Here is a 13211-nt window from a genome sequence, read left to right on the forward strand (position 1 = left end):
GGGCTCCGGCGGCTACCGTGACAGCCATGGGCCATGCACCGAGGGAGCGCCGATGAGTCTGGCGGTCTGCCCAGGATCCTTCGACCCCATCACCCTGGGGCACGTGGACGTTGTGCGCCGCGCGCGGTCGATGTTCGACGAGGTGGTCGTCGCGGTGGCCCACAACCCCGCCAAGAAGTACCGCTTCGACGCCGAGGAGCGCGTCGGTCTCGCCCGCGCCGCCCTCACCGGGATCGACGGCGTCCGGGTGGACCTGGTTCCCGGGCTCCTGGCGACGTACTGCGCCGAGGTCGGTGCAGCCGCCATCGTCAAGGGCCTGCGCGGCGCCGCCGACTTCGACTCCGAGCACGCCATGGCCTTGATGAACCGTCACCTCAGCGGGATCGAGACCGTCTTCGTGATGGGCGACCCGACCCTGGCCCACGTGGCCTCCTCCCTGGTCAAGGACGTCGCCCGCCACGGCGGACCCGTCGACGACCTCGTCCCCTCCGCCGTCGCCGACGCGCTCCGCGCGTCGACCGTCCCGAGCCCCGCAGGAGAAGACCGATGACCACCGCAACCCAGCCCGACCAGCAGCACGCGCACGACGGAGACTCGCTGATCTCGATCCTGGACGAGCTGACCTCCATCGTCACCGCGGCACGGGCCATGCCCATGTCCGCCTCCGTGCTGGTCAACCGGGCGGAGGCCCTCGACCTGCTCGACGCCGCGCGCGCCGTGGTCCCGGAGGAGATCCAGACGGCCGACGACATCGTCGCGGACGCCGACGCCATGCTCGAGCGTGCCCGCCACCGGGCCGACAAAGTCGTCGAGGACGCGCGCGCCCGCGCCGAGGAGCTGGTCGCGAGCGAGACAGTCGTGACGCTGGCCAACGAGCGCGCGGAGCAGATCGTCGCCGCCGCCGAGGCCAAGGCGGCCAAGCTCGCGGCGGACGCCAACGACTACTGCGACCGCCAGCTCGCCCAGTTCGAGATCGACCTCGGTGCCATCACCACGCAGGTGCGTGCCGGACGCGAGGCGCTGTCCGCGCGGTCCGGGCGGGACTCCGCCGACGACGAGGGCTGAGACACCCCGCGGCGCCGGCTCACCGGCCGGGACCAGCCCGCTGCCCCTGCGCACCGGCTGCAGTAGCGCCACGCGGGACGGGCGTTCGAGGGCGGCGTCGTCCGCCGATGCTGCGACATCCGACCGGCCGTGCCCACGCCCGGTTGTCTCGGCGGGTCGTCGGCGCACAGAGCGTCGACGACCACGGAGTCCCGTGGCACAGGACGACCGCCGGCCCGCCCCGGCAGATCCCCACGCGATCTCCCGGCCGCGCCAGCTCGGTCGTCGATCCGTCTGCACCGGGCCATCGTGCCGAACGGGTGCCGAACCTGTGCGCGCCAGTACTGACATTATCGCTGGCGCGCCGAGGCCGTCGCATGGGTAGCATCAATCGCTGGTCCGCACGTCCGTACGCATCGCCCCGGTCCCCCGTCCGGGCCGCACCATCCGTCCGACCGCGCGCCGCGCGGCTGCTGCAAGGAGTGTCATGGACGCCCGATCGCCACTCGTGGTGAGCACCCACGAGCTCGGCCGCCGCCCCGGGGCGATGCGCACCCTGGAGCGCACCGTTCCCGCGCCCGCCCACCTGGGCACCGAGGTCATCAACGTGCCGGAGGGCTCGGACGTCGCGCTCGAGGTGCGCCTGGAGGCCGTGATGGACGGTGTGCTCGTGACCGGTCAGGCGAGTGCCCAGGTCCACGGGGAGTGCGCCCGTTGTCTCCGCGAGATCGACGACGAGATGGTGGTGCCCCTCTCCGAGCTCTTCTACTACCCCGGGACCCGGCAGTCGCTGGTCGAGGAGGGCGACGAGGAGGCCGAGGAGCTGCCCACGCTCGAGGGGGAGCAGCTGGACCTCGAGCCGACGCTGCGTGACGCCGTCGTGCTGGCCCTGCCGTTCCAGCCGCTGTGCACCCCGGACTGCCCGGGACTGTGCGACCGGTGCGGCGTCCGCCTCGCCGACGCCGGTCCGGACCACCACCACGAGGAGCTGGACCCGCGCTGGTCCGCCCTCGGCTCGCTCCTCGCCGAGGTCGAGGCGGACGACGAGGCCGACGACCGTGCACCCGAGACCCGCGACCGGACCGGCAACGGCCCCGGCAGCGCGGCCGATCGGTGATTCCTCGATGAGCGGCCGGAAACGCTCGCGCGCCGACTTCGAGCCCGAGGTGGCGGCCCGCACCGACGTCGAGACCCTCACCGAGGCGCTGGGCACCACCGTCGACGCCGAGCTCCTGGTGCTGGCACTCACGCACCGGTCGTTCGCCCACGAGGCCGGCGGCATCCCCACCAACGAGCGCCTGGAGTTCCTCGGCGACTCGGTGCTCGGCATCATCGTCACCGAGCACCTCTACCGCGGACACCCGGGCGTCCCCGAGGGCGACCTCGCCCGGATGCGGGCCGCGACGGTGAGCCAGAAGGCGCTTGCGCAGGTGGCGCGCGAGCTGGGCCTGGGCGCCTACATCCTGCTCGGGCGCGGTGAGCTCGTCACCGGCGGACGGGAGAAGGACTCGATCCTCTCCGACACCGTCGAGGCACTCATCGGCGCCATCTACCTGTGCCACGGACTCGAGCGCACCCGGGCCGTGGTCGAGCGGCTGGTCGGCCAGCTGCTGACCCAGGCGGCCCGCCTGGGCGCGGCGCTGGACTGGAAGACGTCCTTGCAGGAGCTCTCGGCGGCTCGTGGCCTCGGCAGCCCCACGTACGTGGTCACCGGGTCCGGTCCCGACCACGCCCGCACGTTCGAGGCGGCCGTCGTCCTCGACGGCGTCGAGCACGGTCGCGGCGTCGGCAGCTCGAAGAAGGTCGCGGAGCAGAACGCCGCCGAGGACACCTACGAGCGGCTGGCGGCACAGGGCATCGACGACGTCGGGGCGGCCGCCGCCCGGTCGGTGTCCGGCGAGCTGGCGACAGCGGACGTCCCGGACGCCGCACCGGGCCCGGACCGCCCGAGCGGCACGGAAGCCGGCGGCGCCTGAGCCGTGCCCGAGCTACCCGAGGTCGAGACGGTCCGCGCCGGGCTGGCCCGTCGCGTGCTCGGCCGGACCGTGGCCGAGGTCGAGGTCAGGCACCCGCGAGCGACGCGGCGGCAACCGGGCGGTGCTGCTGAGCTCGCCGCCCGGCTGCGCGGCCGCACCTTCACCGCTGCCGTCCGGCGGGGCAAGTACCTCTGGCTGACCGTCGGCGAGGACGACGACGGGCGCTCGCAGACTCCGCCGTCGGAGGCGCTCCTCGCCCACCTGGGAATGAGCGGGCAGATGCTCGTCCAGGAACCTGAGGGAGCACGGCGGGCCGAGAGCGAGACAGTCGCCGTCGGAGAGCATCTGGCCCCGGCGGGGGAGCGGCATCTCGACCTGACGGCAACGCTGCCCCCGACCCTCGTGCGCGACGTGCCGGCCACCACCGCGCACCTGCGTGTGCGGCTCGCGTTCACCGACGGCGGAGAGCTCTGGTTCGTCGACCAGCGCACGTTCGGTCACCTGATGGCGGTCGACACCGTCCCGACCGGCGACGGTGCCCCGGGAGGTTACGGCAGCGACGCGGCGGTGCTGCCCGAGCCGGTCGCCCACATCGCCCGCGACCTGCTCGACCCGGCGCTCGACCGCGCGGACCTGGTCCGTCGCACGCGGGCTCGGCGCACGGAGGTCAAGCGGGCACTGCTCGACCAGTCGCTGGTCTCGGGCGTCGGGAACATCTACGCCGACGAGGCACTGTGGCGCGCCCGCCTGCACGGCACCCGGCGCACGGATCTCCTGCGCCCGGCTCAGCTGCGGGACCTGTTCGACGCCGCGACCGAGGTGATGACCGAGGCGCTCGCGGCGGGCGGGACCTCCTTCGACGCCCTCTACGTCGATGTCGACGGCGCCGCCGGCTACTTCGCCCGCTCGCTCGCGGTATACGGACGGGTCGGTCGACCCTGCCCGCGCTGCGGAGCGACGCTGCGGCGCGAGGAGTTCATGAACCGCAGCTCCTTCTCCTGCCCGCGGTGCCAGCGCCGTCCGCCGGTACGCGCCTGAGCCGCTGGCACGCGTCCAGAAGGTCCGAATCGTCCGGGCCAGACACGCCGCAGGATCCCCGTCACCGGCCTGAAGACCGGGACGGCACCCGATCTTGGGTAGTCTCAGGACCGTGCCGAACACCGACGAAACGCAGCACCAGCGCGACATTCGCGTCATGATCATCGACGACCACGAGGTCGTCCGGCGAGGCATCGCCGAGATCGTCGACCGGGCCGACGGCCTGACCGTGGTCGCCGAGGCCGGCTCGGTCGCAGAAGCCGTGCGGCGCGCCGAGCTCGTGCGTCCAGAGGTGCTCCTCGTGGACCTCCAGCTCCCGGACGGCACGGGTATCGACATCATCGCGACGCTGCGTGACAAGGTGCCGGACGCCCGTCCGATCGTGCTGACGTCCTTCGACGACGACGATGCGCTCGCCCAGGCGCTGAACGCCGGCGCAAAGGCGTACCTGCTCAAGACGGTGCGCGGCGCGGAGATCGCCGACGTCGTCAAGGCCGTGGCTGCCGGGCGCACCCTGCTCGACGAGCGGACCGTCACCCGTCGCCGCGCCGACCACGAGGACCCGACGGCGGACCTCACACCGTCCGAGCGCCGCGTCCTCGAGCTCATCGGCGACGGGCTCTCCAACCGGGAGATCGGCGAGCGTCTGGGGGTCGCCGAGAAGACCGTGAAGAACCACATCACGTCGCTGCTGAGCAAGATGGGCCTGCAGCGGCGCACACAGGTCGCGGCGTGGGTCGCCGGCCAGCGCGCCGCCGGCTGGCGCGCCTGACCGGAGCACCGCCAGCTGCTGCCCAGACTCGGCACGCCTCGGCAGGCGCCGCCTGATCCGGCACGCCTCGGCCCGACTTGCGTGCCCGCCACCCGCTGGCCTCCGCTGTGTGTGCCGGCCTGGGCACCCGGGCCTTCGGCGAAGTCGACTGACCCGCTGGTCGGTCCGCCACGCAGGTTGAGCCGATCCGAGGACCGCGGACGAAGGCCGTGCCTCAGTTGCGGTTGCGGTAGATGCGCATGGCGATCGGCGCGAGGATCGCGGTCAGCACGGCCGAGACGACCAGCGCCCAGACCACGTCGCCGAACGAGGCCGTGCCACCCATCAGCCCCCGTACCGCTGTCACGAGGTGCGAGACCGGGTTGATCTCGACCCAACCGCGCAGTACCGACGGCATGGTCTCGGGGGAGACGAAGATGTTGGACGCGAACGTCAGCGGCATCAGCACCAGCATCGAGACGCCCATCACCGCGTTGGGCGTGCGCATGAGCAGGCCGAGGATGATGAAGATCCAGCTCAGCGAGAACGCGAAGACCAGCAGCAGCGCCACCGCCGCGATCACGCCGACCACGCCGCCCTCGGGCCGGAAGCCGAGCGCGAGACCCAGGCCCAGGGTGATGGCCGAGGCGATGGTGTAGCGCACCGAGTCCCCGATGAGCGCCCCGACGATCGGCGCGGGCCGCCAGATCGGCAGCGACCGGAACCGGTCGAAGACGCCCTTGGAGATGTCCGTGTTGATGGTGAAACCGGTGTATACCGTGATGATCAGCACCGTCTGCACCAGGATGCCCGGGAGCAGGAACTGCAGGTAGGTGCGGGTGTCGCCCGCGATCGCCCCACCGAAGAGGTACGTGAACATCAGGGTGAAGATGATCGGGCTGAGCGTGACGTCCATGAGCTGCTCGGGGACGTGCTTGATCTTCAGCAGCGCCCGGTGGGTGAACGTCAGTGTCGAGCTCAGCGGTGACGAGCGCTCCGGCCGGACCGGGACGGCGATCGCTTCGCGCAGCGCCGTGTTCTCGCCGATGTCGAGGGTCCTCATCGTGCTTCCTCCGTCGCGTATGCCGGCTCGGCGTGCCCCGCTGTCGTCTCCTCCGGCTCCGGCACCTTCCCGGTGAGAGCGAGGAATACCTCGTCCAGGCTGGGCTGGCCGAGGCTGAACTCCGGCACCGCGATGCCGGCGGCGTGCAGGGCCGGCAGCACCTGGGCGACCGACTGCTCGTTCGCCTCCGGCACCTGCGCGTCCAACGAGGTCGACTCGGCTCCGAGGGTGACCGAGCCGCCGAGGACCTCGCCGACGATCCGGGCGGCTTCCTCGCGCTGGGCCGGATCGGCCACGCGCAGGTTCACGGCACCCGAGCCGACCGAGGCCTTGAGCTGGGAGGCGGTGCCCTCGGCGATGACCTTGCCGTGGTCGATCACGGCGATGCGGTCGGCGAGCTGGTCCGCCTCGTCCAGGTACTGGGTCGTCAGCAGCACGCTCGCACCCTCCCGCACGAGCAGCCGGACGATGTCCCACACCTGGTTGCGGCTGCGTGGGTCGAGCCCCGTCGTCGGCTCGTCGAGAAAGAGCACCTTCGGGCTCATCACGAGAGACGCGGCCAGGTCGATACGTCGTCGCATGCCGCCGGAGTAGCTCTTGACCTGTTTCCCGGCGGCCTCGCTCAGGTCGAATGCCGCGAGCAGGTCCTCGGCCCGCTTCCGCGCGGCGGCCCCTGAGAAGCCGTACAGCCGCGCGAGCACGGTGAGGTTCTCGGTGCCGGTGAGGTCCTCGTCGACCGAGGCGTACTGCCCCGTCAGGCCCACGTTCGTCCGCACGGCGTCGGCCTCGGTGAGGATGTCGTGCCCGAGCACGCGCGCGCTGCCCGCGTCGGGGCGAAGCAGCGTGGCGAGCATGCGCACCACAGTCGTCTTGCCGGCGCCGTTGGGGCCGAGAACTCCGTACACGGTTCCGGCGGGAACGGCCAGGTCGACGCCGTCGACCGCCTTGGTCTCGCCGAAGTGCTTGACCAGGCCGGTGGCCTCGATGGCCAGCTCAGCAGTCACGATTCTCTCCAGGTGCTCGTCGTTGCAGCGGTCGTGGTCGTCCGCGAGCCGATCGGCGCGACGGCCGGGGGCAGTTGGGGTACGGGAGGAAACGCTACGTGGCCGGCGTGCGTATGGGCGAGGTCATATCGCCCACGGCGGACGACCCGGACGTGTCGTGGCCGGTCTGTGGCTGCCCCCGGGGCAGGTGGCCGAGGGGCCGGCACGACGGCGAGCGCCAGGATCAGCGCCCGAGCGCCTCTTCCGGTGCGGTCACCTCAGGTGAGCGGGACCTGCCAGCTCAGCAGCGACCCGGAGCCGGACTCGGGCGCTCCCATCGAGAACGTTCCGCCGTGCCGGCGGGCTCGGGCCGCCAGGTTCCCCAGGCCGGATCGGCGCGAGACCGCCGGGTTCACGCCCACGCCGTCGTCGGTGACGTCGACGATCACCCGACCGGTGAACCCGTACCCGAGCACGCTCACCCGCACCTGCACGGAGGAGGCCTTGGCGTGCCGGGCCGCGTTGGACAGGCCCTCGCGGACGACGGCGACGACGTCGTCTGCGATGTCCGAGCCGACCCGGTCGTCGACGAGCGTGGTGAGCGAGGCCTGCTCGGCGTCGTCGGTGATGACCGTGCCGTCGACGTCGATGATGAGGGAGGGGGCGTAGCCCAGCGCGGTGCGGGCGAGGGAGGCCTCTCGGCGTAGCCGCTCGACCAGCACGACGGCGGCGTCCGGCTCGCGGAGGGAGTGCACGATGGCGCGGATCTGCTTGACCGACTCGTCGACGCTGCTCAACGAGTCCTCGACCAGCTGCGCCAGCTCGTCGTGGCCGCGCTCGGTCAGGGTGGCCTGGGCCGAGGCCAGCTGCATGCCGGTGGCGAAGAGCTGCTGGATGGCGAGGTCGTGGAGGTCGCGGCCGATGCGGGCCCGCTCGTCCAGCAGCGACGCGACGTCCTCGGCGTGCCGTGCGCTGGCCAGCTCCAGGGCGAGGGCGGCCTGCCCGGCGACGGACTCGGCCATGGCGAGGTCTGCCCGGTCGAACTCCTTGCCGCCGATGCGCCGCAGGAGCAGGATCACCCCGCGGCCCTCGCCGCGCAGCATCATGGGCGCGTAGAGGGCGGGGCCGAACTGCGCGAGCTCGGGCAGGCGGAGCGTGCGCAGCCTGGTGAGGGAGTCCACCACGAGCCCGGCACCCTCCTTGAGGACCGTCATCGCCCGACCGTCCGGCGGGAAGACGAGCCCGACCAACGACTGGGCGTGGTGCCCGTCGGCGATCTCGCAGGCCCAGGCGTCGCCGACCGAGGGCAGGATGATCAGCGCCGTGTCGGCCTCGGAGACCTCACGCAGCCGCGCGGCGATCATCTCCAGGGCCTCCTCCTCCTCGGTGCCCTCGAGCAGGGTGGTGGTGATGTCCTGGCTGACGGAGATCCAGCGCTCGCGGTTGCGGGCCTCGCTGTACAGGCGCGAGTTCTCGACGGCGACGGCGGCCGCCTCGGCCAGCGACATCATGTCCTCGGCGTCCTGCGCCGAGAAGCCACCGGGCTTCTCCGAGAGGTACAGCCGGCCGTAGACCTGCTCGCGCACGCGCACAGGCACGCCGAGGAAGGAGTACATCGGCGGATGTCCGGGCGGGAAGCCGCCGAAGTCGGGGTGCTCGGTCAGGTCGTCGAGGAGGAGCGGGCCGTCGACCGGGATCGCACCGAGCACGCCGCCACCCCTGGGCGGGTGCTTCAGGGCCCGCTGCTCCTCCTCGGTCATCCCCACCTGGACGAACGCCGTCGTCCCGCCGCGGCTGTCCAGCACGCCCAGCGCCGCGTAGCGGGCCCCCGTCAGGCGGGCGGCCCGGTCGACGAAGCTGCGCAGCGCCTCGGTGACGTCGAGGTGCGACGCCAGGTTCAGGGCCGCCCCGAAGAGCGAGAAGTCGGCGCCCGCGACGTGCTGCTCGTCGGCCGCGCCCGCGGCGTCGATGGCCTGGCTCAGGCGGTAGCCGTGCGGGTCGGAGTCGAGCACCGTCGCACGCGGCCGGGCCGCGTCCGCCGACGCCCCACCACGGCCGCCGGCGCCCCCGTCGTCGCCAGCGGTATCCCTGCCGTCCGACGCTCGGTGCACCGGGCAGCCACCGGGGTTGCCCGCGTCGTCCGTGCTCATCGTCGTACTCCTCCTGTTCCGGGGGCCGGCGGCGCCTCGGCACGACCAGGCGGCCCGCGCGCACCCGGCCCGATCACGGTAGCCGGTCGCTCGTGCGTGCCGCGCTGCAGGCCGGGGGCGGCGTCGAGGCAACGCAGCGGGCGTCCCGGGCCGAGCGAGCGTGAGCCCACGCGCCGACGGCCGAGGGGAGACAGGCGTCCGGGGGAGCGGGCCGGCGTCCAGGGGCCGAAGTGACGCCGTGACAGTGCAGCAGGTGTCCAGCGTGCGGACGGGCGGCGAGTTGGCCACGCCGTCGTGAGGGTGCTGTGCGATACTTCGAGTGGTCGGAGAGCAGCTCCACACCCCGTTCTCCGGTCCGACGACGTCGCGACCGCCTCGGTCCTGGTCACCTCGCGCCGCCTCGCCATCCGGGCGAGAGCGCTGCAGCAGGGGTCGGGAAACCGGGGCAGCACCGCACCGCCCACCCGGGAGGTCGGCAGGCCGCCCCGTCCGTCGGCGTCCGGTACGCGCAGTGCGCGCCGGTCGTAACTCAGGACTTCCGTCCTCGGCCAGCCGAGGACGACGAACCGCCCACGGGCGCCGATGGGTGTGGACGGCGGCCGGGGTGGAGGGGCATACCCCATGGACGACCAGAACAACGACGAGCGCACCGCCGAGCAGGAAGCGAGCGAGCCGAAGGCGGCGGCGCCGCGCCGGTCCCGCAGCAGGCGGGCGACGAGCCCGGCGAAGGCTCCCGAGGCCGCTGCCGAGGCACCGGAGCAGACCGCGGGCGGGACCGGCTCGGGCGACGACGCACCGGCGGCCGGGACGGATGCGCCTGCGGCTGAGGCCTCTGCCACCGAGGTCTCTGCCGACGCGACGGCCGAGTCTCCGCCGGAGAAGCCCAAGCGCACCCGCAAGGCGCCGGCAAAGCGCACCACCACGAAGACGACGGCGGACGCGACAGCCGCGGCGGCCAGCGGCACCGAGGCAGCGACCCAGGTCCAGGACGTCACCGGTGAGGCCACCGAGGCCGTCGCCGAGAAGGCGGCAGAGGCGGCCGCGGAGAAGCCGAAGCGCACCCGCAAGGCACCCGCCAGGCGCACCACGAAGAAGGCGGCAGAGGCGGATCCGGCTGCCACCGCCGCCGCCACCGACAAGCCTGCAGCGGCCACCGAGGAGCCTGCCACCACCGACGAGCCCGCCGCACCCGTCGCCGAGTCGACCGCCCGGCCGAGCGACTCCGGGACCGGCAGGACTGACATCGGCCTGGCGGAGGCCGGCCCGACCGATGCCGGCACGACTGCCGCGAACATCACCGACGCCGGCACCGACGCAGGCGGGACCGACGGCGACGCCGAGCTTGCTGCCGCACCGGCGCGCCGCCGCAGCCGCCGCGCCTCCGCCCCGACGCGGTCGCCGGAGCAGAAGCTCGACGTCTTCGCCGAGCTCGGTGTCGCGGCCGCCGAGACCACCAGCGAGCCTGCCGAGCCGGCGGTCGCCGAGTCGGCCGACGAGCCCGAGGAGGAGACCGCGGCCGAGGACGTGGCGACCGCCGCGAGCCCCGACACCGGCGCGGAGGAGCCCGAGGAGGGCCCGCGCCTCGCGGCCACCGCCCTGCTCTTCCAGGCGCCGGACCCGTCCAAGGCACGTCCGCGCCGCCGTCGCGCCCAGGCCCCGGCAGGAGAGCCGGTCGTCGCCGAGGAGCCCGCGACGGACGAGAAGCCCACCCGCACGAAGCAGGCCGATCGCAAGACCGACGAGCCCGCCGAGCCGGTCGAGGAGACCGAGGAGTCCGACGACGAGCAGACCGGCGGTGAGGACGAGCGCTCGGGCGGCCGTCGTCGCCGTCGTCGTGGTGGCCGTGGCCGGCGCAACCGCGGCGGACAGACCGACGGCACCGACGACTCCGACGACGAGGGCGAGGGCGAGGGTGAGCGGCCCACCTCGACAGCCACCGAGGACCGCACCGAGACCGACGCCGAGGCCGACGAGTCCCAGGGTGAGGACACCGAGGGCGAGGAGGGCCAGTCGAGCTCGCGTCGCCGTCGCCGTCGCCGTCGCAGCGGCAGCGGTGGGGGACGCGGCGAGGCCGAGTCGGCGGGGCGCAGCGCCCGCGACGAGGTCACCGCGCTGAAGGGCTCGACGCGCCTGGAGGCCAAGCGTCAGCGCCGCCGCGAGGGACGCGAGGCCGGTCGCCGTCGCCCGACGCTGTCCGAGTCCGAGTTCCTGGCGCGCCGCGAGGCCGTCGAGCGCAAGATGGTCGTGCGCGAGAAGGACGGGCTGAACCAGATCGCCGTCCTCGAGGACGGGATCCTGGTCGAGCACTACGTCGCCGCGCACACGCAGACCTCGATGGTCGGCAACGTCTACCTCGGCCGCGTGCAGAACGTGCTGCCCTCGATGGAGGCCGCGTTCGTCGACCTCGGCAAGGGCCGCAACGCCGTCCTGTACGCCGGCGAGGTCAACTGGGACGCCGCCGGGATGGAGGGCCAGCCGCGCCGCATCGAGCAGGCGCTGAAGTCCGGCGACTCCGTGCTCGTGCAGGTCACGAAGGACCCGATCGGCCACAAGGGTGCGCGACTGACATCGCAGATCACGCTCGCCGGCAGGCACCTCGTGCTGGTGCCCTCGGGCGCCATGACCGGCATCTCCCGCAAGCTGCCGGACAACGAGCGCGCCCGGCTGAAGAAGCTCCTCAAGGAGATCGTCCCCGAGGGCTCCGGTGTCATCGTGCGCACGGCCGCCGAGGGCGCGAGCGAGGAGCAGCTGCGCGCCGACGTCGAGCGCCTGACGAAGCAGTGGGCGGACATCGAGGCCAAGGCGAAGGGCGCCAAGTCGGCCCCGCTGCTCCTCAAGGGCGAGCCGGAGCTGGCCGTCCGGGTGGTCCGAGACGTGTTCAACGAGGACTTCGAGTCGCTCGTCGTCTCGGGTTCGACCGCGTGGCAGACGATCTCGACGTACGTGAAGGACCTGTCCCCGGACCTCGCGGACCGGATGCACCACTGGACCTCGGAGAACGACGTGTTCGCCGAGTACCGCGTCGACGAGCAGCTCGCCAAGGGCATGGACCGCAAGGTCTGGCTGCCCTCGGGCGGATCGCTGGTGATCGACCGCACCGAGGCGATGACCGTCGTCGACGTCAACACCGGCAAGTTCACCGGCTCGGGCGGGACGCTCGAGGAGACGGTCACCCGCAACAACATCGAGGCGGCCGAGGAGATCGTCCGTCAGCTCCGGCTGCGCGACATCGGCGGCATCATCGTCATCGACTTCATCGACATGGTGCTCGAGTCCAACCGTGACCTGGTCATGCGCCGGCTGCTCGAGTGCCTGGGCCGGGACCGTACCCGGCACCAGGTCGCCGAGGTGACGTCGCTGGGGCTCGTGCAGATGACCCGCAAGCGGGTGGGCCAGGGGCTGGTCGAGGCCTTCTCCACCCCGTGCGAGCACTGCAACGGGCGCGGGTTCATCGTGCACAACGAGCCGGTCGAGAAGTCGGGCAGCGGCGAGTCGCACCAGCACGACGACGGCGGATCGTCGGGCCGTCGGCGCGGGCGCCGTGGTGGTTCCAACGCGCCGGCCGAGCCGTCGTCGCCGGACGAGGCACCGGCCGCCGAGGATCCCGCTGCGGTGGCGGCCCGCGAGGCGGTCAAGGCCACGCTCGCCACGATCGCGGCCGCGGCCGCCAGCGCCCACGAGGAGGGCGGGCACAAGGACGAGGTCAGGGCGGAGACCGCTGCGGCCGAGCAGCCGTCCGCCGGAGAGCCCTCGGAGAAGCCGGCGGCGAGCGGGGAGGCTCCGCAGAAGCCGGCGGCGAGGTCCCGCCGGCGCAAGGCCGAGGCTCCTGCCGGACCGGTCGCGCCGGTGCAGAGCGGAGCAGACGAGACTGGCGCCGCAGGCTCTGAGCCCGGGGTCGCCGCTCCGGCGCCCGAGCTGATCAAGGAGGCCGCACCGGTCCGTGCCACGGGTGTGATCGGTGGCGCGAGCGTCTCGGCTGAGGCCGGTGACGGTGCGACCGGCACCGAGAAGGCCGCTTCGGCAGCAACTGACGAGTCGGCGGCTGCTGCGCCCGCGCGTCGGCCGCGCCGCAGCCGGCGGGCGGTCTCGAGCGGCGTGGTGACGCCCGGCGAGACCAAGATCGTCACGATCGAGCCCGGCGCCGACCAGGGTGACGACAAGCGGTAGATCCACATCGCGAGGCGATGAACGACGGCGGAGGGCCGG

At 73.0% G+C, this 13211-nt stretch carries 10 protein-coding genes; 7 read left to right on the forward strand and 3 right to left on the reverse strand.

Annotation, left to right across the window (positions count from 1 at the left end):
* Positions 1 to 52 precede the first annotated feature (52 nt).
* The 6 genes from coaD (at position 53) to GD748_RS13775 (ending at position 4830) form a co-directional block, all read left to right on the forward strand.
* Complete coding sequence (gene coaD / locus GD748_RS13750) at positions 53 to 550, forward strand: pantetheine-phosphate adenylyltransferase (RefSeq protein WP_152195796.1); 498 nt, start codon at positions 53 to 55, stop codon at positions 548 to 550.
* Positions 547 to 1065 (forward strand): hypothetical protein, encoded by a 519-nt coding sequence (locus GD748_RS13755; protein WP_152195797.1) that lies wholly within the window; start codon positions 547 to 549, stop codon positions 1063 to 1065. The genes coaD and GD748_RS13755 overlap by 4 nt, the downstream gene beginning before the upstream one ends.
* A 466-nt stretch (positions 1066 to 1531) precedes the next feature.
* Positions 1532 to 2161, forward strand: a complete 630-nt coding sequence (locus GD748_RS13760) for a YceD family protein (RefSeq protein ID WP_152195798.1) — start codon at positions 1532 to 1534, stop codon at positions 2159 to 2161.
* Positions 2162 to 2168: 7 nt separating this feature from the next.
* On the forward strand, positions 2169 to 3020 hold the full coding sequence (rnc, locus tag GD748_RS13765) for a ribonuclease III (protein WP_152195799.1): 852 nt from the start codon (positions 2169 to 2171) through the stop codon (positions 3018 to 3020).
* Between the two features lie 3 nt (positions 3021 to 3023).
* Positions 3024 to 4058, forward strand: coding sequence for a bifunctional DNA-formamidopyrimidine glycosylase/DNA-(apurinic or apyrimidinic site) lyase (gene mutM, locus GD748_RS13770; protein ID WP_152195800.1), 1035 nt, complete (start codon positions 3024 to 3026; stop codon positions 4056 to 4058).
* A 157-nt stretch (positions 4059 to 4215) separates the two neighbouring features.
* Positions 4216 to 4830: a response regulator gene (locus GD748_RS13775; protein ID WP_152196207.1), complete on the forward strand. Its 615-nt coding sequence runs from the start codon at positions 4216 to 4218 to the stop codon at positions 4828 to 4830.
* Between the two features lie 214 nt (positions 4831 to 5044).
* Here the strand turns inward: GD748_RS13775 and GD748_RS13780 are convergent, their stop codons facing one another.
* The 3 genes from GD748_RS13780 to GD748_RS13790 all read right to left on the reverse strand — a co-directional run bounded on the left by GD748_RS13780 (position 5045) and on the right by GD748_RS13790 (position 9005).
* Positions 5045 to 5872 (reverse strand): ABC transporter permease, encoded by an 828-nt coding sequence (locus tag GD748_RS13780; RefSeq protein WP_152195801.1) that lies wholly within the window; start codon positions 5870 to 5872, stop codon positions 5045 to 5047.
* Positions 5869 to 6876, reverse strand: coding sequence for an ATP-binding cassette domain-containing protein (locus tag GD748_RS13785; RefSeq protein WP_319593318.1), 1008 nt, complete (start codon positions 6874 to 6876; stop codon positions 5869 to 5871). Before GD748_RS13785 ends, GD748_RS13780 begins: the two co-directional genes overlap by 4 nt.
* 257 nt (positions 6877 to 7133) lie before the next feature.
* Positions 7134 to 9005 carry a GAF domain-containing sensor histidine kinase gene (locus GD748_RS13790; RefSeq protein ID WP_152195802.1) on the reverse strand — a complete coding sequence of 624 codons (1872 nt, stop codon included), beginning with the start codon at positions 9003 to 9005 and terminating at the stop codon, positions 7134 to 7136.
* 621 nt (positions 9006 to 9626) lie between these two features.
* On the opposite strand from GD748_RS13790, the gene GD748_RS13795 reads away from it, so the two are divergent.
* Complete coding sequence (locus GD748_RS13795) at positions 9627 to 13172, forward strand: Rne/Rng family ribonuclease (protein WP_152195803.1); 3546 nt, start codon at positions 9627 to 9629, stop codon at positions 13170 to 13172.
* Positions 13173 to 13211: the final 39 nt, after the last annotated feature.

The organism is Georgenia subflava (assembly GCF_009193155.1).
Lineage (GTDB): Bacteria > Actinomycetota > Actinomycetes > Actinomycetales > Actinomycetaceae > Georgenia > Georgenia subflava.

Coding starts and splice junctions, on each gene's coding strand:
- coaD (WP_152195796.1), top strand. CDS start 53: ATGAGTCTGGCGGTCTGCCCAGGATCCTTCGACCCCATCACCCTGGGG.
- GD748_RS13755 (WP_152195797.1), top strand. CDS start 547: ATGACCACCGCAACCCAGCCCGACCAGCAGCACGCGCACGACGGAGAC.
- GD748_RS13760 (WP_152195798.1), top strand. CDS start 1,532: ATGGACGCCCGATCGCCACTCGTGGTGAGCACCCACGAGCTCGGCCGC.
- rnc (WP_152195799.1), top strand. CDS start 2,169: ATGAGCGGCCGGAAACGCTCGCGCGCCGACTTCGAGCCCGAGGTGGCG.
- GD748_RS13775 (WP_152196207.1), top strand. CDS start 4,216: ATGATCATCGACGACCACGAGGTCGTCCGGCGAGGCATCGCCGAGATC.
- GD748_RS13780 (WP_152195801.1), bottom strand. CDS start 5,872: ATGAGGACCCTCGACATCGGCGAGAACACGGCGCTGCGCGAAGCGATC.
- GD748_RS13790 (WP_152195802.1), bottom strand. CDS start 9,005: ATGAGCACGGACGACGCGGGCAACCCCGGTGGCTGCCCGGTGCACCGA.
- GD748_RS13795 (WP_152195803.1), top strand. CDS start 9,627: ATGGACGACCAGAACAACGACGAGCGCACCGCCGAGCAGGAAGCGAGC.